Genomic DNA, 24,547 nt, shown 5'->3' with positions numbered 1-24,547 from the left:
GGCCGGCCGGCCAATGGGCGCGCAAAGGGAAAGCAACGATGAACCGCAGCTATCGGCTCGTCTGGAATCAGACCTTGCAAATGATGCAGGTCGCGCCCGAAATCGCCACATCCAGATCCTCAGTCCCAGGCAGCGCGACGCATTGCAGGACACCACGGCGCTCCCTTCCCCGCGCCGCACACCAGGCCGGGCAGATTGCCTTGATGCTCGGCCTGACTTGCGCCTTTCCTTCCGCGTGGGCCGCCGGGTGCGCCGCCAGCGATGCCAGCGCCTGCGGCGCGTCCGGCGGCGCGGGTTACCCGGCACGCAGCGGCAACGGCGGCGCGGGCAACGGCCAGGGCGGCGGCTCCAGCGAGCTCGATGCCAATACCGTCACGGTGCAGGTTCCGGGCGGCGCGCCCGGCGCCAGCGGCAGCGGCGGCAGCGGCGCCGCGGGCGACGCGGGTGGCAACGCTTCCGGCGGTGCCACCGGCCTGGCGCTCTCGTCCACCAACGTCTCCGTAAATACAAACTTCGGCGGAACCGCGGGCGACGTGGGCGCAGACGGCACCAACTTCGGCGGCGGCGGCGGCGGTGGGGGCACCGGGCTGTACTACGGCGGGACCGCGGCGACGATCGGTGTCAATGCCGCCCTCTCCGGCGGCGCCGGAGGTGCCGGGGGCGCCACGTCCAATGGTGTCGTCGGCAATGCGGGCGCCGGTGGCGGTGGCGGCGCCGGGATGATATCGATCACCACCGGCACGAACATCACGTCGAGCGGGTTGATCCAGGGCGGCGCCGGCGGCGCGGGCGGAACGGGCGGCTTTGGCGGAGGCGGCGGAGGCGGTGGCGATGGGCTGGCGATGTTTGGCATCAGCTCCAGCGTCATCAACCTCGGCACGATAGGCGGCGGCGCGGGCGGTGACGGGGGCGCCGGCGCCAGCGGCAACGGAAGCAGCGGCAACGGCGGCGCCGGCGTCAATCTCGTGGGCGCCTTCAGCTCGCTGGCCAACGTCGGAACCATCACCGGCGGCGGCAGCAACGGCGGTGCGGCGGGCGCCGGCGTGATCACGCACGGTTCCAACTACATCACAAATGCCGGCACCATCGTTGGCGGCGTCGCCAACGGCACGCGCGCGGCTGCCATCCAGTTTGGCGGCACGGGGAACACACTCACGCTGCTCTCGGGCTCCACCATGGTGGGCGATCTGGTCGTCGAGGCCGGCGCCTCTGCCGAGATCAACCCGGCACACCAGGGTCTATCGCTCGGCAATGCCGTAATCCTGACCGACGCCGCATCCGCCGTCTCCTTCAACACCGGCACGGCCCCCCTCACGCTGACAGGCACCATTTCCGGACTAGGCGGCATGACCGCGATGGGCGGCACGCTGTCCACGTCGGCCGTCCACGACTACACGGGCGCCACGACGATCACAAGCGGCACGCTGGCGCTGACGGGCAACGGCAGCATCGCGGCCTCGTCGGGGCTGGTCAACAATGGCCGGTTCGATATCTCGGCCACCGCCGCGGGCGCTTCGCTCAAGGCGCTGTCCGGCACCGGCGTCATCGCGCTGGGCGCCCAGTCCCTGACCGTGAACAGCGCCGCTGGCGACTTCAGCGGCGTGATCGGCGGCGCCGGTGGTTTCACGGTGGCGGGCGGCACCCAGACACTCTCGGGCGTCAACACCTATACCGGCGCGACCGACATCGGCAATGGCGCGACCCTCGCGCTGGCAGGCAATGGCAGCCTCGCGGCCTCCAGCGGCGTCATCAACAACGGCACCTTCGATATTTCCGGCACCACGGCGGGTGCTTCCGTCCAAGCCCTGACTGGCGCTGGCGCCACCACCCTCGGCTCGCGCACTCTGACGCTGACGAACGCGGCGGGCACCTATGCAGGCGCCATCGGCGGGACGGGCGGAATCACGCTGAACGCCGGCACGCAGACGCTGACCGGCAACAACACGTACAGCGGCGCGACCACGATCAATGGCGGCACGCTGGCGCTGACGGGCAACGGCAGCGTCGCGGCCTCGTCGGGGCTGGTCAACAATGGCCGGTTCGATATCTCTGGCACCGCCGCAGGCGCGTCGGTCAAGGCGCTGACCGGCACCGGCGTCATCGAGCTAGGCAATCGGTTCCTGCAGGTGACCGACGCCGCTGGCGACTTCAGTGGCGTGATCGGCGGCACCGGTGGTTTCACGGTGGCGGGCGGCACGCAGACGCTTTCGGGCGTCAACACCTATACCGGCACGACCGACATCGGCAATGGCTCGACCCTCGCGTTGGCAGGCAACGGCAGCCTCGCGGCCTCCAGCGGCGTCATCAACAACGGCACGTTCGATATCTCCGGCGCCACGGCGGGTGTTTCCGTCCAAGGTCTGACTGGCGCTGGCGCCACCACGCTTGGCGCGCGCACGCTGACGCTGACGAACGCGGCGGGCACCTATGCGGGCGCCATCGGCGGGACGGGCGGAGTCACGCTGAACGCCGGCATGCAGACGCTGACCGGCACCAACACGTATAGCGGCGCGACCACGATCAATGGCGGCACGCTGGCGCTGACGGGCAACGGCAGCGTCGCAGCCTCCAATGTCGTCATCAACAACGGCACCTTCGATATTTCCGGCGCCACGGCGGGCACCTCGGTCACGGGGTTGACGGGCAGCGGCGCGGTAGCGCTGGGCAGCCGCACCCTGACGATCAGCAACGCGGCGAGCGCCTTCGGCGGCAGCATTGGCGGCACGGGCGGCCTGACGGTGGGAGGCGGCACGCAAACGCTCACCGGCGCAAACACCTATACCGGCGCAACCACGATCAGCCCGGGCGCCACCCTCGCCATCAACGGCGCGGGCAGCATCGCAACCTCCAGTGGGATCACGAACCAAGGCACGCTGGATATCTCGGGCACGGCGGCGGGCGCGTCGGCAACGAGCCTGAGCGGAACGGGGAACGTGGCGCTCGGCGCGCGCACGCTTACGCTGACCAACGCCGCCGGCAATTCCTCGGGATCCATTGCCGGCACGGGCGGCCTGACGCTTGACGGCGGCACGCAGGTCCTGGCGGGCGCCAACAGCTACACGGGCGCCACCACCATCAACAGCGGCACGCTTGCCGTCACGGGCAGCCTGTCGTCCGCGTCGAACATCGTGCTGGCCGGCCCGGGCGCCGCGCTGGATGTGTCGGGCGCCGGCGCGCAGCGGGTGACCGCGTTGGCGGGCGGGACGGGCACGCGCCTGCAACTCGGCACAAGCACGTTGACGCTGGATTCGCCGGCCGACAGCACGTTTGACGGCGCATTGAACGGCTCTGGCGTCTTCGCCAAACAAGGCGCCGGCATGCTGACCCTGAACGGCGACAGCAGCGGTTTCGCCGGCCTCACTCGCGTGGACGGCGGCACGCTGGCCGTGGGCGATGCCAACCACGACACCGCGCTGCTCGGCGGCAACGTGGCCGTGGGCGCCCAGGGCACGTTGAAGGGTCACGGCACGATCGCCGGCAGCCTCTTGAACCAGGGCATCGTCATGCCAGGCGGGTCGGTCGGCACATTGAGCGTCGGCGGCAACTACACCCAGGCCAGCAACGCCACGCTGTCCATCGAGGTCAATCCGCTGGAAAGCTCGCTGCTACGCGTCGGTGGCGCCGCCACCCTGGACGGCGGGCTATCGATCGTCTACGCGCCCGGCACCTACACGGCGCGCCGCTATACCCTGCTTTCGGCCGCCAACGGCGTCAACGGCACCTTTGCCACGGTAACCAGCACCACGTCCGCCGGCGCGGATCTTTCCACGCTCAGGCCATCGGTCACCTACGGCGCAAACGAGGTCGGCCTGCAGTTGTTCACCCCCGACGCCACGGGCCCTGTGGTCGTCGCTCCCACCAACACCAGCATCTACACCGCGCTTGGCACGGCGGCGATCATGCGCGCGCAATCGGTCAACGCGACGCTGCTCGGCCGCTTCGTGCCCTCGCCGCAGACACAGCCGGCCGCGCGCGGCGCCTGGATCGAGGCCACCGGATCCAGCACGCGCCTGCACGCCGACGACGGGCAGCCGGGCTTCAAGGCAAACCAGTTCGGCTTTCTGGCGGGCACCGACCGGCGCGTCGGCGACTACACCGTGGGTCTGGCCGGCGGCTATGCGCATACGTCGATCAACGAAGACGAGACAAGCAGCTCCGGCGCCACCGACACCGTGCGCCTGGCCCTCTATGGGGGCCGCGACTTCGGACCGGTCATCGTGTCCGCAACGCTCGGCTATGGACTCGACTTCCTGTCGCAGAAGCGCCCGTTTGGCGCGTCTGGCACCGCGCAAGGCGATCACATCGGGCACGAAATCTCGGCCGCCACCCAGGCCGCCGTGCCGATGCGCGTAGGCAGTGTCACGCTGACGCCCGCCGCCGGGCTGCGCTACGCCTTCTTCCGGGGCGCAAGCTTTACCGAAAGCGGCGCCTCCGCGCAGAACCTGGACGTCGATGCCGACACCGCGCGCAGTCTTCAGCCCTACCTGATGCTCAAGCTGGACAAGACGTTCGGCGAGGGAGAACGCGCCATCGATGCCCAGTTGCGCGTGGGCTATGCGCGCGAACTGATGGGCACAAGCCGGCAGGTCACCGTCCTGTCGCAGGACGGCACCCGCTTCGCCGCACCCGGCGTCGCGCTGCCACGCAACTACGTCACGGGCGGCGCCAGCATCGGTTTTCGCCCCTCAAAGGCCACGTCGATCTCGTTGGGCTACGACGCGCTGATCAATACCGGTCACGCGTCGGCGCAAGCGGGGTATGCGCGGTTCGAGTATCAGTTCTGAAATCACGTTCAACTTCAGCGGCCGATGGCCGCGACCTTTCCCACTGAAGCGGAGCCGAAACTCGCGAACCAAGATTTGTTTCCATTTTTTCCGAACCGCAAGCATGGCCCGAAAACCGCGCAAATATAATTTCCAGGACTCAAATTCAGCGGAGGTTTGCCATGCGCCATGCAGAAGCCGGTCGTCGTTTCACCCACCCGTTGCGGCGCGTCGCGCCGTGGGTGGCGTTGGGACTATTGGGCTTGACGTTGTATGGCTGTGCCGCGACGACGCCGCCCAAAGGCGTGACGCCCGTCGGCGACTTCGACGTGCATCGTTATGAAGGCCGCTGGTTCGAAATCGCGCGGCTGGACCACCGTTTCGAACGCGGCATGACGGACGTCACCGCGCACTACACGCTTAAGGATGACGGCACCGTGCGCGTCGTGAACCGCGGATTCGACCCGGCCAAGGGGTCGAATGGCGATTGGCGTTCGGCAGAGGGGCTGGCCCGCTTCACGGGAGACCCCTCGGTGGCATCGCTGAAGGTGTCGTTCTTCGGCCCCTTCTATGGCGGCTACCATGTGGCCGCATTGGATCCGGATTATCGCTGGGCCCTGGTGGTGGGCCCGGATCGCAGCTATGCCTGGATCCTCGCGCGCGACAAGACACTGAATGCGCAGACGCGCGACGACATCCTGAGCCGCGCCAAGGCGTTGGGCCTGGACACCGACGCGTTCATCTGGGTCAGCCAGGACCGCGAACAGCCGCCGCTGGAATCGGCTTCCTGATGCCGCGTCGCGCGCCATGACATCCAAGAGCGCTGGCGCGCACACCCTGCGCTTGATTCTCGGCGACCAGCTGAACCCGCTGCACAGCTGGTTCGCCCGGACCGACCCGGACGTGGTGTATGTGCTGATGGAAGTGCGTCAAGAGACGGACTACGTGCTGCACCACGCGCAAAAAATCCTGGCGATATTCGCCGCCATGCGCGATTTCGCGCGCCATCTGCGCCAGGCGGGACATCGTGTCAGGTATGTCGCGATCGACAACCCCAGCAACCGGCAGGACATCACCCAGAATCTGACTGCGCTGATGGCGCACTACGGCGCCCGCGAACTGGGCTACCAGCAACCCGACGAATGGCGGGTCAGCCAAGTCCTTGGCGCCTGGAGTGCCACGCAGGCATTCTCCGTGCAGCAGACCGACAGCGAGCATTTCCATACGACGCGTGACGAAGTGGCCACGTTCTTCGGCCCCCGCAAGCGCTGGCTCATGGAGACGTTCTACCGCCATATGCGCCGGCGTCACGGCGTATTGATGGATGCCTCTGGCGAGCCAGTGGGCGGGCGATGGAACTTTGATCACGACAACCGCAAGCCCTGGCCCGGCACCCCGCCGCTGCCGCCCGACGTCCGGCCGGTGCACGACCATCGCGCGCTGTGGGAAACGGTGCAGCAGGCAGGCGTGCAGAGCTTTGGAAATCCGCAGGCCGATCAGTTCCGCTGGCCGCTGAATCGCGCGCAGGCGCTTGCATGGCTGGACCATTTCATCCAGCACACGCTGCCCAACTTCGGGGCCTACGAAGACGCCATGAGCGCGGGCAATCCGCGCCTTTTTCACTCGCAGTTGTCGTTCGCCCTGAACACCAAGATGCTGCACCCCGGCGAGCTGGTGCGTCAGGCGCAGGCCGCCTACGAAACGGGACACGCTCCCTTGGCGGCCGTTGAAGGCTTCATCCGGCAGATTCTGGGATGGCGCGAGTATGTTCGTGGCGTGTATTGGGCGCACATGCCGGGGTACGAGACGCGCAACGCGTTGGGGCACACGCGCCCGCTGCCGGCCTGGTTCTGGACCGGGCAGACCCGCATGCGCTGCATGAGCGACGCCATCGGCAATTCGCTGGAGAACGCCTACGCGCACCATATCCAGCGCCTGATGGTCATCGGCAACTTCGCGCTGTTGGCCGGCCTGGACCCTGCCGAGGTGCACCGTTGGTATCTGGGCGTCTACATCGACGCGTTCGAATGGGTCGAGCTGCCCAACACGGTGGGGATGAGCCAGTTTGCCGACGGGGGCTTGCTGGGCACCAAACCCTATGTCAGCAGCGCGTCATACATCGACAAGATGAGCGACTACTGCCACGCGTGTCCGTACGACAAGAAGCAGAAGACGGGCGAGCGAGCCTGTCCGTTCAACGCCCTGTACTGGGATTTTTTTGCTCGCCACCAATCGCAGCTTGAGGACAACCGGCGACTTGCCATGGTGTACCGGCGATGGCAGGACCTTCCCGAGGAAGCGCAGGCCGCGTTGCGCGAGCAGGCGGCGCTGACGTTGACGCGCCTGGAAGGCCTGTAAGACTGGCTTAACGCCAGAGCGCGAATCATTCCGGCGGCATTCATCCTGCGTTAAGGTCGGGCCGCTATGCTGGGCGCCCAAATACCCCATCGCAAACACCAAGCATCGGAGCTGTACCCATGACACCCCTTCGGCCCGCGCCCGACGCCCCCGAAGATAACGAACACACGCCGGCAGAGCGCGCTGCCGCCGCCTCCCGCAGCACATGGGTCAGCGTGGGCGTCAATGTGGCGCTTGCGACCGCCCAGATCATCCTGGGCATATTCTCGAAATCCCAGGGGTTGATCGCCGACGGCATCCACTCCTTGTCCGATCTGGTCGCAGACTTCATCGTGCTGCTTGCCAACCGGCATAGCCAGAAGGAAGCCGATGCCGGTCATCACTATGGGCATTACCGCTACGAGACCGCGGCGTCGTTCGCGCTGGGCATCTTGCTGCTGCTCGTGGGCGGCGGCATGCTCTGGGCGGCAATCAGCAAACTGGAGCAGCCCGGCGCGATCCCGCAGGTGCATGGCATTGCCCTGTGGGTGGTGGGCATCGCCCTGGTCGCCAAGGAACTCCTGTTCCGCTACATGCTGGCTGTGGCCAAGCGCGTGAAGTCCAGCATGCTGGTGGCCAATGCCTGGCACGCGCGCTCGGATGCCGCTTCCTCGTTGGTGGTCGGCATCGGCATCGTCGGCAACCTGCTCGGCTACCCGATCCTGGATCCCGTGGCCGCCGCCATCGTGGGATTCATGGTGGCAAGAATGGGCTGGAATTTTGGCTGGGATGCCCTGCACGATCTGATGGACCGTGCGGCCGACGAAGACGAAACCGCAGCCATACGCCGGACCTTGCTGGATACCGCCGGCGTTCAAGGCGTGCATGACCTGCGGACCCGAAAAATGGGCGACATGATCCTGGCCGATGCCCACCTGGAAATCGACGCGGCGTTGACCGTGGACGAAGGCCACAAGATCGCGGTCGAGGCCCGCCACCGGGTCATGCAGCGGCACCGTGTATTGAACCTGATGACCCACGTCGACCCCTGGCGGCGCACCGGCGCGCCGGCAAGTTCCGATCAAGGTGCGTCCGGCATCACGCCCGCTATTCAGCAGCAGTCCTGAAAATAAGGAAACCTCATGGCAATCAAGAACACCGATACACAGTTTGGCGGCCTCGTCATTGCGCTGCACTGGCTCATGCTCATCGTGCTGGCGCTGGTCTACGCCTGTATGGAACTGCGCGGCCTGGCCACGAAAGGCACCGATCTCTACAACAACGTCAAGGCGCTGCATTTCTCGCTGGGGCTGTGCGTGATCGGGCTGGTTGCCTTGCGGCTGGCCATCCGCGTGGCCGCTGGCGCCGCGCCTGCCGTCCGGCCGCCGATGCCGCGTTGGCAGGACGTGCTCGCGCGGCTGATGCACTACGCCCTGTATGCGTTCATGATCGCCACCCCCATTCTTGGGTGGCTGACGCTTAGCGCGGGCGGTAAAACCATTCCGTTCTTTGGCCTTGAGGTGCCCGCCTTGGTGGGCGCGGACAAGGCGCTGGCAAGCCAGCTGAAGGAACTGCATGAAACCCTGGCGACGGCCGGCTACTTTCTGGTGGGCATGCACGCCGCCGCGGCGCTGTTTCACCACTACATCCTGCAGGACAATACGCTGGCGCGCATGCTGCCGGGACGCCGCTAACGCCAGGCCCAACGCAACGCGAAACGCCGAACGTGCGCTAGCCCCTAGGGAAATCCCGGGGCTAGCCTGGACTTTGCCCTTCCCCTAGAATTTGCCCTGCCTTCACGCATTGAAGGCCGGCTCGGCAAGTTCCAAAGGCGCAACTGCCCGCAAGGCCGCTCAGTTTTTCTCGTCGACAACGGCGTCGACATCCTGCCGGGTTCTCGGCATACCCACACACCTATACACGTCTACGCGACTTTCGGCGTCGGCCTCTGCTCGTCCCTGCACTTTGCGCCGGGCGCCAGACCGTGCGCGCCGCGAGCGCTCAAGGGGCCATCAACATGAGCATGAACCGCCGCCAGTTCCTCTCGTCCACCGCTGCCACCGCCGCCTCCGCCACCCTGATGGGGCTGGCGGGCTCGCGCGCCTTTGCGGCTGGCGAGGAAAAAATCAACGTCGCCGCCATCTACGATCTGTCGGGGGGCCTGGACATCTACGGCAAGCCGGTGATGGACGCGCTGCGATTCGCAGCCGAGGAAATCAATGCCAAGGGCGGCCTGCTGGACAGGCAGATCAACTTCATCGCCTATGACGCGCAATCGAACATGCAGCTGTATGCGCAGTTCGCGCAGCAGGCCGCGCTGCGCGACAAGGCCGCCGTGGTCCACGCCGGCATCACGTCGGCCTCGCGCGAGGTCGTGCGCCCGGTGCTCAACCGTTATCGGACCCTGTATTTCTACAACAACCAGTACGAAGGCGGCGTCTGCGACCGCAACTACTTCGCGGCCGGCGTGACGCCTGCGCAGACCGTGCAAAAGCTCGCCCCCTACGCCGTCAAGCACTGGGGCAAGAAGGTGTACATCGTGGCCGCCGACTACAACTACGGCCAGATCGTGTCCAACTGGGTGCGCAAATACGCGGCCGACGTGGGCGGCAAGACCGTCGCCACGGAATTCTTCCCGCTGGATGTGACCGATTTCGGCGCCGCCATTTCCAAGATCCAGGCCGCCTCGCCCGACTTCATCTGGTCGGGTCTCGTGGGCGGCGCGCACATGTCGTTCTACCGGCAATGGAAAGCCACCGGCATGACGGGCAAGATCCCGCTGGCCTCGACCACCTTTGCCGGCGGCAATGAACACATCGTGCTGTCGCCCGAGGAATGCAACGGCTTCCTGGTCTGCCAGAACTACCTGCAAGAGCTGCCTGGCGCGGCCAACGCCGACTTCGTCAAGCGCTTCCATGCCCGCTACGGCGCCGACTATCCCTACATCACCGAACTGGCCATGGGCGCCTATCAGGGCTTCATGCTGTGGGCCGAAGGCGTGCGCAAGGCCGGCTCGCTGGACCGCATGAAGGTCATCGAAGCGCTGGAATCCGGCATCGCCATCGATGCGCCGAGCGGCCGCGTGTCGCTGGACCCGGCCACCCACCACTGCACGCTGGACGTGCACATCGCCGAAGTGCGCGACCGCAAGCTCAACCTGGTCGAGAGCTTCCCGCAGCAGCAGCCCGGCGATACCGCGGCCGTCTGCGACCTGATCAAGAACCCGGCGGACAACCGTCAATACGCCATCAAGTTCTGAGCGTTCCATGGATCTCGTTGCCATTTATGCCATCGATATCCTGGGTGCGATCGCCATCCTGGCGCTGTTGAGCGTCGGGTTGGCGGTGGTATTCGGGATGATGAAGATCATCAACCTCGCCCACGGCGAGTTCATGATGCTGGGCGGCTATGTCGCCATCCTTGCCACCAATCAATGGGGCGTGCCGATCTGGATCTCCATGCTGGTGCTGGCTCCCTTGATCGTCGGCGTCTTCGGCGTGCTGGTCGAACACCTGCTGGTGCGCCACCTGTACGGCCGCATGATCGACACCATGCTGGCGACCTGGGGACTGTCGCTGGCCGTCATCGGCCTGGCCACCATGGTCTTTGGCAACACCACGGTCGGCATTTCGTCGCCCCTGGGCGGCATCACGATCGGCGCGCGCCAGGCAAGCGGCTACACGCTCTTTCTGATTGCGCTGGCCGCCGGCGTCATGGTGGCGCTGTGGTGCCTGTTGCGCTTTACCGATTTCGGCCTGCGCGCCCGCGCCTGCATGCAGAACGCCGCGATGGCCAATGCGCTGGGCATGAACCCCAATGGCGTCTACAAGATGACCTTCGGTCTGGGCGCCGCCCTGTCCGGTCTGGCGGGCGCCGTGCTCGCCCCGCTGACCGGCGTCATCCCGACCATTGGCGCGGCCTATATCGCCAAGGCCTTCATCACCGTCATCAGCGGCGGCAGCGCCGTCATCGCCGGCACGGTAAGCGCATCGGGGTTCTTCGGCGCCATCAGCCAGGGCGTGACCTTTCTTGCCACGCCGGTTTACGGCCAGGTGGCCTTGCTGCTGGCCGCCATCGTGCTGATCCGTCTGCTGCCGCAAGGCATCACTGGCCGATTCTTCAAGCGAGCGATCTGATGCGTGTACCTGTGATTTCTCTGGCGCTGGGCGCCGCGGCCGTCGCCGCCGCGATCCTGTTGCCCACCGTCGTCGACATGTTCAGCCTCTTGTCCATGACGGTCTACCTCGTCATGGCGTTGCTGGCCCTGAGCCTGGCGTTCGTCTGGGGGCACGGCGGCATCCTGTGCTTCGGGCAGGCCGCCTTCTTTGGCCTGGGCGCCTACGCCTGGGCGATCGGCGCCTTCAACTTCGGCCCCGGCCTCGCCGCGATGGCCGTGGCGGTCGCCGTGCCGGCGGCCTTTGCCGCCCTGCTGGGCTACTTCATGTTCTACGGCAAGATCAGCGACGTCTATCTGGGCGTCATCACGCTGGCCGTGACCTTGATCCTGTTCAACCTGATGAATTCGACCTCGGGCGACAGCTATCGCATCGGCGAGGCGCTGCTGGGCGGATTCAATGGCATTCCGTCCATCCCGCCGCTGACGCTGCCGGGCGCGGCCGAACCCCTGTCGCCCGAAGGCACGTTCACGCTGGCCGCGCTGATTCTTATCGCGGCGTACTTCGGCCTGCGCGCCGTCATGGCCTCGCGCTTTGGCCGCGTGGTCGCCGCCGTCCGTGAAAACGAGCAGCGCGCGCTGCTGCTGGGCTACAACGCCAGCCTGTACAAGCTGGCCGCGTTCACGCTGGGCGGCGCGCTGGCGGGCCTTGCCGGCATGCTCTACGCCAACTGGGGCGCCTTCGTCAGCCCCGGCGTCTTCGGGCTGTCGCAGTCGGCGCAGATCATCATCTGGGTGATCGTCGGCGGCCGGGGCACGCTGATCGGCCCCATCATCGCCTGCGTGGCGCTGCAAGCCATGGTCACGCAACTGGGCGCGCAGCACGCCGTCGACACCGGGCTGGTGCTGGGCGTCATCCTGATTCTCTTCGTTCTGTTGATCCCGCGCGGCCTGGCCCCGACGGTGCTCGACGCGTGCCGCCGCGTGGTGCGGCCGGCCAAGGAGCAAGCATGAGCACGCTGCTGTTGGAAACCCAGGGCCTGGGCGTGAGCTTCGGTGGCGTGCACGCTGTCAGGGAGGTCGATTTCCGGCTGGAACGCGGTGAAGTGCGCTGCCTGATCGGCCCCAACGGCGCCGGCAAAAGCACGTTCTTCAAGATGCTGTCGGGCCAGTTGCAGCCCAGCCGCGGCGAGATCCGCTTCAAGGGACGCCCCCTTCGCGGGCTGGCCACGCACGAAGTGGCGCGTTTGGGCATCGGCATCAAGACCCAGGTGCCCAGCGTTTTCGAAGGGCTGGACGTGCGCGAGAACCTGCGCCTGGCCGCGGCGCGGCGCGCGCAGGGCGTGCCGGACGAGATTGCCGCCCAGGTGCTGGCGGAAATCGGCCTGGACGCGGTGGCCGGCACGCCGGTCAACGCGCTGGCCCACGGCCAACGGCAATGGGTCGAGCTTGGCATGATCCTGGCGTCGCGGCCCGAGCTGGTGCTCCTGGACGAACCGGCAGCCGGCATGACGCACCAGGAGGTGCGCAAGACAGCCGACCTGATCGGCGCCATCAACCGCCACAGCACCGTGGTCGTGGTCGAGCACGACATGGCCTTTATCCGGCTGATCGCCGGCCGCATCACGGTCTTCAACCAGGGCGAAGTGCTGGCCGAAGGCAGCTTCGACGACATCATGGCGCATGCCGAAGTGCGTGCCGCCTATCTGGGCAAGCAAGGAGAGACACATGCTCCAGGCGCGTGACCTGAAGGCCGGGTACGGCCGCATCCCGGTGCTGCATGGCGTGAGCTTCAGCATGGCCGCCGGGGAATTCACCGGCATTCTGGGGCGCAACGGCATGGGCAAGACCACGTTGTTGCGCACGTTGATGGGCGAGCTTCCCCTGACCGGCGGCGACCTGACGCTGGCCGACCGGAAGATCGGCGCGCTTGCCCCGCATGCGCGCGCCCGCCAGGGCCTGGGCTTCGTGCCGCAAGGCCGGCAGATCTTCCCGGCGCTCAGCGTGGCCGAAAACCTGCGCATGGGCTGCGTGAAGAACCTGCGCGGCGCCGATGCCATGATCGCCTCGGTGTTGAAGGTCTTTCCGCGTCTGCAACGTCTGCTCGATCGTCCCGGCGGCAGCCTGTCGGGCGGCGAACAGCAATTGCTGGCGCTGGCCCGCTGCCTGTGCGGCGAACCCAGGCTGATGCTGCTGGACGAACCCACCGAAGGCATCCAGCCGTCGATCTGCGATGAGATCGTCGAGGCCTTGCAGACGTTGCGCGCCTCGCATGGCATCGCGATCCTGCTGGTCGAACAGGACATCGACTTCCTGTGCGCGTTGTCCGACCGCATTCTGGTGCTGGAAAAAGGCGAGCTGATCGCCGACGTTCCCACCGCCACCACCACTGCCCAAGAGATCGCCCGGCGTTACGGCGGTCTGCAATCCTGATACGGAATCCAAGATGTCCCTTCCCCGTCCCACCCTGGAAGCGCTGGACCAGGCCGCGCGCCGCATCGGCCTGAATCTGGACGATGCCACGCTGCGCGCCTACGGCAGCATTCTGGAGGCCACGTTTGCCGACTATGACCAGGTCGATGCGCTGATCGATCAGCCGCCGGTGGTGCGTTATCCGCGCACGCCCGGCCTGCAGCCCGAAGACAACCCGCTGAACGCCTGGTATGTGCGCACCGAGATCGACGGCCGCCCCGGCGGTCCGCTGGCGGGCAAGCGCGTGGTGCTCAAGGACAACGTCTGCCTGGCCGGCGTGCCCATGATGAACGGCGCGGCCACGCTGCGCGGCTACGTGCCCGATCAGGACGCCACCGTCGCCACGCGCATTCTGGATGCCGGCGGCCGCATTGTCGGCAAGGCCCATTGCGAGTATTTCTGCGTGTCCGGCAGCAGCCATACCAATGCCGCGGGCCCGGTGCGCAACCCGCGCAATCCCGAGCACTCGGCCGGCGGCTCGTCCTCGGGCGCGGCGGCCCTGGTCGGCGCCGGAGAAGCCGACATGGCCATCGGCACGGACCAGGGCGGGTCGGTGCGCATTCCGGCGGCCTACTCCGGCATCTACGGCATGAAGCCCACCCACGGCCTCATTCCCTATACCGGCATCATGCCGATCGAAATGACGCTGGACCACGCCGGCATCATGACGGCCAATGTGGCCGATAACGCCTTGCTGCTGGACGCCATCGCCGGCGCCGACGGGCTGGACCCGCGCCAGCAAGGCCTGCCCGCCGAGCGCCCGTCCTACCGGGACGCGTTGGACATGCCGCTCAAGGGGTTGCGCGTCGGCGTCGTGCCCGAGGGCTTTGGCTGGGCAAACAGTGAAAGCGAGGTGGACGAAGCGGTGCGCAAGGCCGCCCGGGAGATGGCCGCGCTGGGCGCCGACGTCATCGAGCTGCCGGTGCCCCTGCACCGCAAGGGCCATGCCATCTGGACGCCGATCGCGGTCGAGGGCACCACCCAGCAGATGAAGGGCTTCAATTACGGCACCAACTGGAAGGGCCTGTATGTGACCGGCCTGATGCAGGCGCAACGCCATTGGCGCGACCACGCCGACGAGTTCCCGCACGACGTCAAGACCTGCCTGCTGGCCGGTGAATACTTCTACGCGCGCTACGGCGGCCAGTACTATGGCAAGGCGCAAAACCTCGCGCGCCGCCTGCGCCAGGCCTATGATCAGGCTTTGGACCGCGTCGACCTGCTGTTGATGCCGACCGTGCCCATGCGCGCGCCCCGTCTCATCGATGCCGGCGCGGCCCCGGACCTCTTCGTGACCCGCGCCCTTGAAATGAACGCCAACACCGCGCCCTTCGACGTCACCGGCCATCCGGCCATCTCGGTGCCCTGCGCCCTGCGCGACGGCCTGCCCGTCGGCATGATGCTGGTGGGCCGCCATTTCGACGAAACGACGCTGTATCGCGCCGCCCATGCTTTCGAGCAATCGCTCGACTGGACATCGCTGTGACCGCCACCACCGGCCATCGGGTCGGCCTGCTGTTCTCGCACGAGAGCCTGACAGCGGCCACCGAGATCACCCAGGAAAACGCCACGTTGCTGGCCATCGACGAGGTCAATGCCGCAGGCGGCATCGGCGGCGTGCCGCTGGTTCCTGTCAGCGCGCGCGTGGGCGCCCAGCCGGCCGACTATCGCCAAGCCGCCGAATGGCTCTGCGACCGCGAGCGCGTGCCGCTGATCTTCGGCACCCACATGTCCAGCACCCGCAAGGCCGTGCTGCCGGTCGTCGAAAGCCGCCGCGCGCTGCTGTTCTACGCCACGCTCTACGAGGGTTTCGAGTACTCGCCCTATTGCTTCTACGGCGGCTCGGTGCCCAACCAGAACTCGGTGCAGCTGGCCAGTTACGTGATCCGCCACTTCGGCAACCGCGTGCTCTTCATTGGTGGCCAGTACGTTTACCCGCGCGAGTCGAACCGCATCATGCGCGAGCTCTACGAGCAGGCGGGCGGCGAAGTGGTCGACGAGGTCTACCTGCCGCTGAACGCGCCCCAGGAGGACCTGGCCGATGTGCTGAAGCGCGCCGTGGCGTTGCGTCCGGACGCCATCTACTCGACCATGGTCGGCCGGGACATCGTCAAGCTGTACCGCGCCTACCGCGAGCTGGGCCTGGACCCGGCGCGCATGCCCATCGTCAGCCTTGCCACCAACGAGACCGACGTGGCGGCGCTTACCGCTGAAGAGGCCGAAGGCCACATCACGGCCGCGCCCTACTTCGCGTCCCTGAACACCGCGCCCAGCCGCCGGTTCGCCCAGGCCTACCATGCGCGCTTCGGCGAAGACAGCCCGATCACGGCAGGCGCCGAAGCCGCCTATTCCCAGGTCCATCTCGTGGCCGACGCCGCGCGCCGCGCGGGCGGTCTGGCCGTGCCCGACCTGGTGCAGGCCCTGGACGGCGCCCAGTTCGAAGCGCCCCAAGGCCTGGTCACCATCGATGGCGATACGCAGCACACCTCGCTCTGGCCGCGCATCGCGCGCATCGACGCGCAACGCCAGTTCAAGATCATCTACGCCGCGCGGGCCGCGGTGCGGCCGGTGCCGTACCTCGTGGACCACGCGCTCGACCCCGAGGCCCTGGCGCTACCGTGACCGCCTCTCTGACCCGGCCCGGCCGCAGCACCACGGCGCTGCGCGAACTGAACGGCCTGCGCGTGCTGGTCCTGCACCCGCAGGATGCCGAATCGCGTCTGTTGATGTCGCATCTGAAACGCATCGGCTGCGTGCCGACCCAGCAATGGCCGCTGCCCGATACGCTCTGCACCGATACCGACGTGGTCGTTCTGCCCATCGAAGAAGACTATCGCGACTCCATCCAGAAGCTGGCCGACGGCCTGAACGCGTTGAGCCCGCCGCTAGTCGGCATCGTCGAGTACGAGAACCCCGCCACGTTGCAACTGGTGCTGCATAGCGGCTGCACCGGCGTCATCGAGCGGCCGATCCGCCCTTTTGGCCTGCTGACCCAGCTGCTGCTGGCGCGCACCGCCTGGCGCCAGCAGGCCGCCACGATGGCTCACATGCGCAAGCTGGAAGGGCGATACGCCGCGGTCAGCAAGGTCGCCACCGCCAAGACGCTGCTGATCGCGCGCGAAGGCATCACCGAAAACGAGGCGCACCGCCGAATCCAGGGGCGCGCCATGGCCACGCGATCGTCGCTCGAAGACGTGGCGCAAACCATCATCAACGAATTCTCCTGATCCCATGTCCGCCTTTTCATTTCAGACCGTCCCCCACATTCTTGTCGAACCGGGCCTGGCACGCCGCCTGGGCGCCCTGCTGCGCGAGCGCCATGCCGGCGCGCGCGCGGTGCTCGTCACCGACAACTTTCTGAACCGCAGCGGCGCGCTGCAACCGGCGCTGGACAGCCTGGCCGCCAGCGGCTGGCAAACGCTGGTGATCGACGATGTGGTCGCCGACCCGCCCGAAGCCGTGGTGCAGGCGGCCGCGGAACGCGCCCGCGCATTCGACGCCGACGTGGTGATCGGCTTTGGCGGCGGTTCGTCCATGGACGTGGCCAAGCTGGTGGCGTTGTTGTGCAAGAGCGATCAGCCGCTGGCCGCCATGTACGGCGTCAACCAGGTGCAAGGCCAGCGCTTGCCGCTGATTCAGGTGCCGACAACGGCCGGCACAGGCTCGGAAGTCACGCCGATCTCGATCGTGACCACGGGCGCCACCACCAAGAGCGGCGTGGTCGCGACGCAGCTCTATGCCGACGCGGCCTTTCTGGATGCCGAACTGACGGTCGGCCTGCCGCCCGCCGCTACGGCCGCCACCGGCGTGGACGCGATGGTGCACGCCATCGAGGCCTACACCAGCAAACGCCTGAAGAATCCGCTGTCCGATCATCTGGCCATCCTGGCGTTGAAGCTGCTGTCCGCCAACCTGATCACCGTTTGCCGCGACGGCGCCAATCTGCAGGCGCGTTCGGACATGCTGCTGGGCGCAATGCTGGCCGGCCAGGCATTCGCCAATGCGCCCGTGGGTGGCGTGCACGCGCTGGCCTACCCCATCGGCGGCATATTCCATGTGCCGCACGGCCTGTCGAACGCGCTGGTGCTTCCCGCCGTGCTGCACTTCAATGCGCAGGCCGCGGCGCCTCTCTACGCCGAACTGGGGCGGGCCGTGGGCTTGCCGGCGGCCGCCGATGACGCCAGCGGCGCAGCCGCCTTCATCGCCTTCCTGGAAGACCTGATCAGCCAGGCCGAGTTGCCGAAGGGGCTGCGCGCCGTAGGCATCTCGGAAGCCGACTTGCCCACGCTGGCAAGCGCCGCCATGGCGCAGCAGCGCCTGCTGATGAACAACCCGCTGCCCATCGATGAGGCGCAGGCGCTGGACATCTACCGCGCCGCCTACTGAGCGGCCTGCCGCGCGGCCCTCGGCGTCATTTCAGCGCCTGGATGATCACGAGCGCAAGCCACATGCCGAGCAGGCCGCCGGCCAGCCAGCGCCACCGGCCCATGCGCCGCCACGCGGCCGCCCAGGCAGACGGGTCGCGGGAATGCGGTGCGCCCGCTGGCGCACCGCGGCGCTTGAGCGCGGCGCGCGCCGACTCGGCGATGCGGATGCCGTAGAGATACGCGCCGGTCAGGGATAGCGTGGTCAACAAGATTCCGAAACAGCACCACAACGCCCGCACCGGCCAACCGCCAAACGTGCCGAAATGGAGGGGGTCGGCCGCCTCGCCGATGCGCTGGTGAACATTCATGTCCTGCCCGTCGTTGCGTCCCAGGATGGCGCCCGAGGCGATCTCCACGCCGATGACGTTGGCGCGCTCGCGCAACAGCCATCCGTTTGCCTGCCCTTCCAACAGCAGCGCCTTTCCATTGGGGCTCGGCCGCACGCTGGAGATTTTCAGATCGGGCCAGGCCGCCTGCGCGGCAGAAATCGCCCTGTCCACGTCCTGGGCGGCCAGCGGCGCGTGCGTGGCCGTGCCCTTGAGCTGCACAATCGTTGGCGGAAGGGGCGCCTTCGCCCCCAGTGACTCGGCCAGATACCAAAAGGCGGTCACGCCGATGAGCAGCATGAACCCGAGACTCCACACGCCCGCCAGGCGATGCACGTCGCCCCACGTCAGCCGCGGTTTGCCCTTGCGTGGCCAGGCCAGGAACCCGCGCCACCAACGCTTGTAGATGTAGAGGCTGCTGACCAGCATCAACAGGAGCGGGATCGACAGAAGGGCGACCAATGGCACGCCATATTTCGGGGGCAGCATGAGGTTGCGATGCGTGTCCCGCAGCCATCGCTGCGCGCTCCACCACGACGATTGCCCGGTCACTTGCGCGGTATGCGGATTCACCCACACCCGCAGCAATTGACCATTGTCCTGACGCATCAGCGCTTCGGCGGCAAAGCGCTCGCCGTGCGGCGCGGCCAGGCTGCGCAGGCGCAAGCCGGGGTGCGCCCGCTCCGCAGCCGCGAGCATTTCTCCCCAACTGGCCTGGCGGTCCTGGGGTGTCACGCGCATGGCGGGTTCGATCAGCCAATCGATCTCGGTCGCCACCACCGCCAGCGTCCCCGTACAGAAAATGAAGCTGAGCAGGATGCACAACTTCATGCCAATCCAGCTATGCAGATCGAACCAAAGCCGGCGGGCGGACGAACGCGTCTTGGCTGCGGCAAGCGAGCCGGCGGAAGATTCAAGCGAAGACGGCATGAGACATGAATGTGATGTAAAGCGACACAAGGACGAAATTTTCGGGCGCATTGCCGCGCCCAACGCGCATTGTAGTGCTTATAATTAATCGTTGTTATTCTCATTCGCAAAGCACGTTGATCATCGATCTAGCGTGCCGCCGCGCATGCATACCCACCGCTTCTCCTGCGCCCGCCGTCCTTCCATGTCCTTGAATTCCTATTCGGCACTGGCCGCCGCCATCGTGCTGGCCGCCCCCTTTGCCGCTGTCGCTCAGACTGACGATTCCCCCGTGCAACTGCCCGCCGTGCGCGTCACCGGCGACGATGACGCCGGCCAGGACGGACTCTTCAACCCGGTCGCGCCGCCCGCCGTCAACAAGTCGTCCGTACCCCTGTCCAAGACCCCGCAGTCGATCACCGTCGTGCCGCGAGCGGTTCTGGACGCGCAGCAGGCGCAGACCCTGGCCGACGCGCTGCATAACGTGCCCGGTGTGGTCGCCAATCAGTTTGGCCGCCGCGGCTGGGACGATCTCATCATCCGCGGGCAGGTCGCCTCGGATTCCCTGTTCCTGGACGGGCTGCGCACGGCGGCAAGCAACCGTGTCGCCGAACAGCTGTTCGGTGTGGAACAAGTGGAAGTGCTGAAGGGGCCGGCCTCGCTGCTTTACGGTCAGGTCCTTCCCGGGGGCCTGGTCAACATGGTCAGCAAGCGCCCGCGCGCCGAAACCTTCGCCGAAGCGGCCACCACGCTGGGCAGCCACGAATTCCGGCAGGCCACGCTGGACATGGGCACCCCGCTGTCGGACAACGGCAAAGCGGCGTTTCGTGTCAATGCCCTGGCCATGAATTCGAATGACGAGACCGACCACGTGTGGTTCAAGAATCGGTTCATCGCCCCTTCGCTGTCGCTGGATCTGGGTCCGCGCACGGATTTCACTATCCTGACCAGCTACCAGGAACGTCAGTACATCCGCCAGCAGGGACTGCCGATCGTCGGGACGGTCCAGTCCAACCCCAATGGCGCCATCCCGCGTGACCGCTTCACTGGCGAGCCCGGCCAGGACCCCTATCGCGGCTACCAGAGCCGGGTGGGCTACGCGCTGACGCACCGCTTCGACAATGGCTGGACGGTCAACCAGAACGCGCGTTGGCAATCGTTCACGCTCAATGGCCAACTGGTCGCCAATGGCTTGCTGCGCGCCGACAATCGGACGCTGCGGCGCACCGCCACGGACCAGCACTGGGACGGCGACACGATCACGCTGGACACCAACGCGCAGCGCAGATTCGATACGGGATTCGGCACCCACGACATCACGGTCGGCGTGGATTACCTGCGCACGCGCGAGAACAGCCTGTCGTACAACTGCTCGGTGCGGGACCTGGACGTCTACCAACCGGTTTACGGCAGCCCCATCAACTGCCCGGCCAATCCGCGCACCGACAGCAGCACCACCGTGCGCGCGATCGGCGTGTATGCGCGCGATCAGATCGCGCTGGGCGAGCGGTGGAACGCGGTGTTCGGCCTGCGCCATGACACCGCCAGCACCTATTCGACCGACCATCTCACGCAATCCCGCGAGGACAGCAGCGATAACGCCATCACCGGGTCGGGCGCGCTGATGTACGAGATTGCACCCGGCGTGCGCCCCTATATCAGCTACGCCACGTCGTTCTATCCCAACAGCGGCACCAACGTCGACGGCAACACCTTCAAGCCCGAAAGCGGCAGGCAATGGGAAGCCGGCGTGAAGATCGATCTTGACGACGGCGCCACCAGCATCACGGTGGCCGCGTTCGACCTGGAGCGGCGCAACGTCCTGCAGGCGGACCCGGTGAATGACGGCTACAGCATCGCGGTCGGCAAGCAGCGCACGCGCGGCGCGGAACTAGGATGGGCGTCGGACCTGGGCAATGGCCTGAGCCTCATGGGCGGCTATGCCTATCTATCGGCCGTGGTCGTGGACGATGGCGGCCAGGTGCCCTCCACCAACAACACCCGCCTCAACAGCGTGCCGCGGCACAGCTTCAACGTGACGGCGCGCTATCGGATGCAGGGCAGCCTGGCCGGCTGGGAGCTGACGGGCGGCCTTCGCGCGGAAGGAAGCCGGTATACCTACGGCTACGACATTCCCGGATATCTGGTGGCGGATGCGGGCGTGGCGTATGACGCGGGGCGTTGGCGGGCGGCCCTGACGATGAACAACCTGTTCGACAAACAGTATTACGCAGGCGGCGTGCGCAACGCCGTCGCGCTGGGGAATGGGCGCACCACGTTGGTCAGCCTGGCCTTGCGCTACTGAAGCGACGCCCCTACCGGCAAGGGAACGACCGGCCGCAGAATAGCGTAGTCCCCACCGAACGGCCCAAAGCGGTCTGCCCGTCTTACCGCATGTGGCTGGTATCAACATACCGCGTTCCTCATAGACTCCCCGTTCAAGTCCGGCCTGCGGCCGGGCGCCTCTTGAATGCGGAGCCACTCATGACAGCACCTCGGGCGGGTCTCAGACCCGCCGACTTCCTATCCCCCACCGTCGCCGCCCTGATCTCGGTCCTGGTGAACTACGGCGGCACCTTCGTCCTGGTGTTCCAGGCGGCCGAGCTGGCCCGGTTGTCGCCGGCGCAAACCACCTCCTGGGTATGGGCGGTATCCGTCGGGGTGGGCGTGACAGGCGCGCTGCTGAGCTGGCGCTACAAGGCGCCGATCATCACGGCGTGGTCCACGCCTGGCGTCGCGTTCCTGGCAACCGTCATGCCTTTCACGCCTTATGGCGAAGTCATCGGCGCGTACATGCTTTCGGCGCTGGGCTTCGTCGCGCTGGGGCTGTCGGGCGCTTTTGAAAAGCTTGTGCGCAGGATCCCGGGCGGCATTGCCGCCGGCCTGCTGGCGGGCATCCTGCTGCAGTTCGGCGTCAATGCCTTCGGCGGCGCCAGCGCCGACCCCCTGCTGGTGATCGCGCTGGTGATCTCCTACGCGCTGCTCAAACGCTTTACCTCGCGCTTTGCCGTGGTCGCCATCCTGGCCATCGGCTTGGGACTGCTCATCGCGCAAGGCCGCATCGACTTCTCGGCGGTCCATCTGCGCCTGGCGGCGCCCGTGTTCGAAATGCCTAGCTTCTCGTTGCAGGCGCTGCTGGGCGTCGCCCTGCCCCTTTTCATCATCACACTCACCGGCCAGTACATGCCCGGCATGCTGGTGCTGCGCAACGACGGCTACCGGACCAGCGCGAATCCGATCCTGGCCGTGACCGGGCTGGGTTCGCTCGTCATGGCGCCCTTTGGCGCGCACGCGTTCAATGTCGCGGCCATCACCGCCGCCATCTGCACCGGCAAGGATGCCCATGAGGATTCCGCCAAGCGATACGTCGCGGGTCTGGCCTGCGGCGGGTTCTACATCCTGGTGGGCACATTCGGCGTCACGTTGGCGACGCTGTTCATGGTGCTGCCCAAGGCCTTCATGACCACGCTGGCCGGGCTTGCGCTGCTTGGCGCCATCGGCGGCAGCCTGGCCAACGCCATGGCCGACGCACGCACCCGGGAAACGGCGCTCATCACGTTCCTGGCCACCGCCGCGAACGTGACCCTGCTGGGCGTGGGCGGCGCATTCTGGGGGCTGGTGGCCGGCCTGACCGCGCACCTGCTGATGCATGGCGGCCGGGCCTTCATGCTGCCCCGTGAAGGCCGGTCAGGCGCATGACAACGCGTTCGACAGACGCAGAACCGCATCCTCGATCTCGTAGGCCGTCAGCGACGCGTAGCCCAACAGCCAGCCCGGCTGCTTGAACTCGCCGGCATACAGGCGGCTCAGCCCGGGCAGGCGCAGACCGGCGCGCTCTGCCAGACGGAGGGTCTTTTCCTCGGTCCAGCCTGGCTGAAGCAGGCATGGAATCTGCAAGCCGCCCGGCGGACGCACGGCCTGCACGACGCCGTCCAGCCGCTTTACCAGCGACGCCAGCAGCACCTCGCGGCGTCCCGCGTACAGCTTGCGCATCGCCCGCACGTGCGTGTGGTAATGACCGTCTTCCATGAAGCGGGCCAGCGTCAGCTGCAGTATCTGCGGCGTGTGTCCGTCCATGATGCTGCGCGCCCGTGAAAAGGCCTCGACCAGTTCCAGCGGCAGCGCCATGTATCCCATCCTGAGGCCGGGATACAGCGTCTTGCTGAACGTGCCCAGGTACAAGGTGCGTTGATGCCGGTCCAGGCCCTGCACGCAAGCGGTCGGCAACCCGTCGTAATGGAATTCGCTGTCGTAGTCGTCCTCGATGATCCACTTGCCATGGCTTGCGGCCCAACCGATCAGCGCCAGCCTGCGTTCCAGCGACAACGTCACACCGGTCGGATACTGGTGCGACGGCGTCACGTACACGCAACTGGCGCCGCTGCGGTCCGCGTGCAAAAGATCCGTGCGTATGCCCTGCGCATCGACGTCGATGGGTACGATCCGCGTCTCGGCGGCTTCGAACGCCTTGCGGGCGCCGAAGTAGCCGGGATTCTCTATCAGGATGGGCGTGTCCGCGTCCGCCAGCAGTTGCGCGCACAGAAAGAGCGCTTGCCGGGTGCTGCTCAGCACCAGCACCTGCTCAGGCAACACCTTGGCGCCGCGCTCCAGGTTCAGGTAGGCCGCGATCGCACGGCGCAGCGGTTCGGCGCCCTGCGGGTCGCCATGCAGCAGCACGTGGGCGCGGTTGTCCTTCATGACCTGGCGCTGCAGGCGCTCCCAGACGCCGGTGGGAAACGTGCGCGTCTCGGGCAGTCCGGTGGCGAACGCCTTGATGACCTGCTGGTCGGAAACGCCGCCGCTCTCCAGGATCGCTCGCCCGCGAAGGCTGAGGCCTGTGCCGGGCTGCGTCGCGCCCGGCTGGCGCGCAAGCGTTGCCCGCTTGCGCGTCGCGCCCCGCAGCTCGATGCCCACCGTCTCGGACACATAGCTGCCCGAGCCCTCGCGGCGCACGATGTAGCCGTCGCGGTGCAGTTGTACATAGGCATTCTCGACGGTGTCGCGCGACACGCCCAGCGACTTGGCCAGGCCACGCGTCGCGGGCAGCTTGACCCCCGGGCCCAGCGCGCCGTCCAGGATCAGCGCGCGCAGCGCCCGCTGGATGCGCTGATGCAGGTCCAATCGCTGGAGCGCCGCCTCGCTCATCCGAATCTTGAGCGTGTCCAGCTGGAATGTCGTTGCCATGGGGTCGCGTAACGG

General features: G+C 67.0%; 18 protein-coding genes. 16 read left to right on the top strand and 2 right to left on the bottom strand.

The annotated features are described in order from the left end of the window. The first annotated feature begins 38 nt into the window (after positions 1-38). The 14 genes from KVT32_RS20475 to KVT32_RS20410 all read left to right on the top strand — a co-directional run bounded on the left by KVT32_RS20475 (position 39) and on the right by KVT32_RS20410 (position 18,072). On the top strand, positions 39-4,784 hold the full coding sequence (locus KVT32_RS20475; protein ID WP_217618795.1) for an autotransporter domain-containing protein: 4,746 nt from the start codon (positions 39-41) through the stop codon (positions 4,782-4,784). 161 nt (positions 4,785-4,945) lie between these two features. Further along, positions 4,946-5,554, top strand: coding sequence for a lipocalin family protein (locus tag KVT32_RS20470; protein WP_175155254.1), 609 nt, complete (start codon positions 4,946-4,948; stop codon positions 5,552-5,554). A gap of 16 nt (positions 5,555-5,570) precedes the next feature. Then, on the top strand, positions 5,571-7,121 hold the full coding sequence (locus KVT32_RS20465) for a cryptochrome/photolyase family protein (protein WP_175155255.1): 1,551 nt from the start codon (positions 5,571-5,573) through the stop codon (positions 7,119-7,121). A 119-nt stretch (positions 7,122-7,240) separates the two neighbouring features. After that, complete coding sequence (locus KVT32_RS20460; RefSeq protein WP_063955135.1) at positions 7,241-8,227, top strand: cation diffusion facilitator family transporter; 987 nt, start codon at positions 7,241-7,243, stop codon at positions 8,225-8,227. A 15-nt stretch (positions 8,228-8,242) separates the two neighbouring features. Further along, complete coding sequence (locus tag KVT32_RS20455; protein WP_152382511.1) at positions 8,243-8,794, top strand: cytochrome b; 552 nt, start codon at positions 8,243-8,245, stop codon at positions 8,792-8,794. 323 nt (positions 8,795-9,117) lie between these two features. Beyond that, the gene (locus KVT32_RS20450; protein ID WP_142053405.1) at positions 9,118-10,359 is read left to right on the top strand and encodes an ABC transporter substrate-binding protein; all 1,242 of its coding nucleotides are present in this window, start codon (positions 9,118-9,120) and stop codon (positions 10,357-10,359) included. A gap of 7 nt (positions 10,360-10,366) precedes the next feature. Continuing rightward, entirely contained in the window at positions 10,367-11,236 is an 870-nt protein-coding gene (locus KVT32_RS20445; RefSeq protein WP_056325781.1) for a branched-chain amino acid ABC transporter permease, read from the top strand. Continuing rightward, positions 11,236-12,228, top strand: a complete 993-nt coding sequence (locus KVT32_RS20440) for a branched-chain amino acid ABC transporter permease (RefSeq protein ID WP_175155256.1) — start codon at positions 11,236-11,238, stop codon at positions 12,226-12,228. The genes KVT32_RS20445 and KVT32_RS20440 overlap by 1 nt, the downstream gene beginning before the upstream one ends. Continuing rightward, positions 12,225-12,959 carry an ATP-binding cassette domain-containing protein gene (locus tag KVT32_RS20435; protein WP_128830198.1) on the top strand — a complete coding sequence of 245 codons (735 nt, stop codon included), beginning with the start codon at positions 12,225-12,227 and terminating at the stop codon, positions 12,957-12,959. Before KVT32_RS20440 ends, KVT32_RS20435 begins: the two co-directional genes overlap by 4 nt. Continuing rightward, a complete protein-coding gene (locus KVT32_RS20430) occupies positions 12,943-13,647 on the top strand; it encodes an ABC transporter ATP-binding protein (protein WP_056325774.1) in 705 nt (234 codons plus the stop codon). The genes KVT32_RS20435 and KVT32_RS20430 overlap by 17 nt, the downstream gene beginning before the upstream one ends. 13 nt (positions 13,648-13,660) lie before the next feature. Beyond that, on the top strand, positions 13,661-15,172 hold the full coding sequence (locus KVT32_RS20425; protein ID WP_152382513.1) for an amidase: 1,512 nt from the start codon (positions 13,661-13,663) through the stop codon (positions 15,170-15,172). Continuing rightward, a complete protein-coding gene (locus KVT32_RS20420) occupies positions 15,169-16,308 on the top strand; it encodes a transporter substrate-binding domain-containing protein (protein WP_062839650.1) in 1,140 nt (379 codons plus the stop codon). Before KVT32_RS20425 ends, KVT32_RS20420 begins: the two co-directional genes overlap by 4 nt. Beyond that, a complete protein-coding gene (locus KVT32_RS20415) occupies positions 16,305-16,913 on the top strand; it encodes an ANTAR domain-containing response regulator (protein ID WP_152382514.1) in 609 nt (202 codons plus the stop codon). Before KVT32_RS20420 ends, KVT32_RS20415 begins: the two co-directional genes overlap by 4 nt. A 4-nt stretch (positions 16,914-16,917) precedes the next feature. Then, positions 16,918-18,072, top strand: coding sequence for an iron-containing alcohol dehydrogenase (locus KVT32_RS20410; protein WP_175155258.1), 1,155 nt, complete (start codon positions 16,918-16,920; stop codon positions 18,070-18,072). Between the two features lie 25 nt (positions 18,073-18,097). On the opposite strand, the gene KVT32_RS20405 is transcribed toward KVT32_RS20410, so the two are convergent. Further along, a complete protein-coding gene (locus KVT32_RS20405) occupies positions 18,098-19,432 on the bottom strand; it encodes a PepSY domain-containing protein (protein WP_254636957.1) in 1,335 nt (444 codons plus the stop codon). Between the two features lie 121 nt (positions 19,433-19,553). Here KVT32_RS20405 and KVT32_RS20400 point away from each other — a divergent pair, with 121 nt between their 5' ends. Further along, on the top strand, positions 19,554-21,653 hold the full coding sequence (locus KVT32_RS20400; protein ID WP_217618794.1) for a TonB-dependent siderophore receptor: 2,100 nt from the start codon (positions 19,554-19,556) through the stop codon (positions 21,651-21,653). A gap of 179 nt (positions 21,654-21,832) precedes the next feature. Beyond that, positions 21,833-23,047, top strand: coding sequence for a benzoate/H(+) symporter BenE family transporter (locus KVT32_RS20395; protein ID WP_217618793.1), 1,215 nt, complete (start codon positions 21,833-21,835; stop codon positions 23,045-23,047). Here KVT32_RS20395 and KVT32_RS20390 read toward each other — a convergent pair. Next, positions 23,036-24,532, bottom strand: a complete 1,497-nt coding sequence (locus KVT32_RS20390) for a PLP-dependent aminotransferase family protein (RefSeq protein ID WP_152382518.1) — start codon at positions 24,530-24,532, stop codon at positions 23,036-23,038. The two genes, KVT32_RS20395 and KVT32_RS20390, sit on opposite strands and share 12 nt — an antisense overlap. Positions 24,533-24,547 lie beyond the last annotated feature (15 nt).

The organism is Achromobacter sp. GbtcB20, from assembly GCF_019091095.1.
Taxonomy (GTDB): domain Bacteria; phylum Pseudomonadota; class Gammaproteobacteria; order Burkholderiales; family Burkholderiaceae_B; genus Achromobacter; species Achromobacter mucicolens.
This window is presented reverse-complemented; position numbering and strand designations above follow the sequence as displayed.

Excerpts from the sequence above, each read along its gene's own strand:
- KVT32_RS20475 (WP_217618795.1), top strand. The coding sequence starts at position 39 with ATGAACCGCAGCTATCGGCTCGTCTGGAATCAGACCTTGCAAATGATG.
- KVT32_RS20470 (WP_175155254.1), top strand. The coding sequence starts at position 4,946 with ATGCGCCATGCAGAAGCCGGTCGTCGTTTCACCCACCCGTTGCGGCGC.
- KVT32_RS20465 (WP_175155255.1), top strand. The coding sequence starts at position 5,571 with ATGACATCCAAGAGCGCTGGCGCGCACACCCTGCGCTTGATTCTCGGC.
- KVT32_RS20460 (WP_063955135.1), top strand. The coding sequence starts at position 7,241 with ATGACACCCCTTCGGCCCGCGCCCGACGCCCCCGAAGATAACGAACAC.
- KVT32_RS20455 (WP_152382511.1), top strand. The coding sequence starts at position 8,243 with ATGGCAATCAAGAACACCGATACACAGTTTGGCGGCCTCGTCATTGCG.
- KVT32_RS20450 (WP_142053405.1), top strand. The coding sequence starts at position 9,118 with ATGAGCATGAACCGCCGCCAGTTCCTCTCGTCCACCGCTGCCACCGCC.
- KVT32_RS20445 (WP_056325781.1), top strand. The coding sequence starts at position 10,367 with ATGGATCTCGTTGCCATTTATGCCATCGATATCCTGGGTGCGATCGCC.
- KVT32_RS20440 (WP_175155256.1), top strand. The coding sequence starts at position 11,236 with ATGCGTGTACCTGTGATTTCTCTGGCGCTGGGCGCCGCGGCCGTCGCC.
- KVT32_RS20435 (WP_128830198.1), top strand. The coding sequence starts at position 12,225 with ATGAGCACGCTGCTGTTGGAAACCCAGGGCCTGGGCGTGAGCTTCGGT.
- KVT32_RS20430 (WP_056325774.1), top strand. The coding sequence starts at position 12,943 with ATGCTCCAGGCGCGTGACCTGAAGGCCGGGTACGGCCGCATCCCGGTG.
- KVT32_RS20425 (WP_152382513.1), top strand. The coding sequence starts at position 13,661 with ATGTCCCTTCCCCGTCCCACCCTGGAAGCGCTGGACCAGGCCGCGCGC.
- KVT32_RS20410 (WP_175155258.1), top strand. The coding sequence starts at position 16,918 with ATGTCCGCCTTTTCATTTCAGACCGTCCCCCACATTCTTGTCGAACCG.
- KVT32_RS20400 (WP_217618794.1), top strand. The coding sequence starts at position 19,554 with ATGTCCTTGAATTCCTATTCGGCACTGGCCGCCGCCATCGTGCTGGCC.
- KVT32_RS20395 (WP_217618793.1), top strand. The coding sequence starts at position 21,833 with ATGACAGCACCTCGGGCGGGTCTCAGACCCGCCGACTTCCTATCCCCC.
- KVT32_RS20390 (WP_152382518.1), bottom strand. The coding sequence starts at position 24,532 with ATGGCAACGACATTCCAGCTGGACACGCTCAAGATTCGGATGAGCGAG.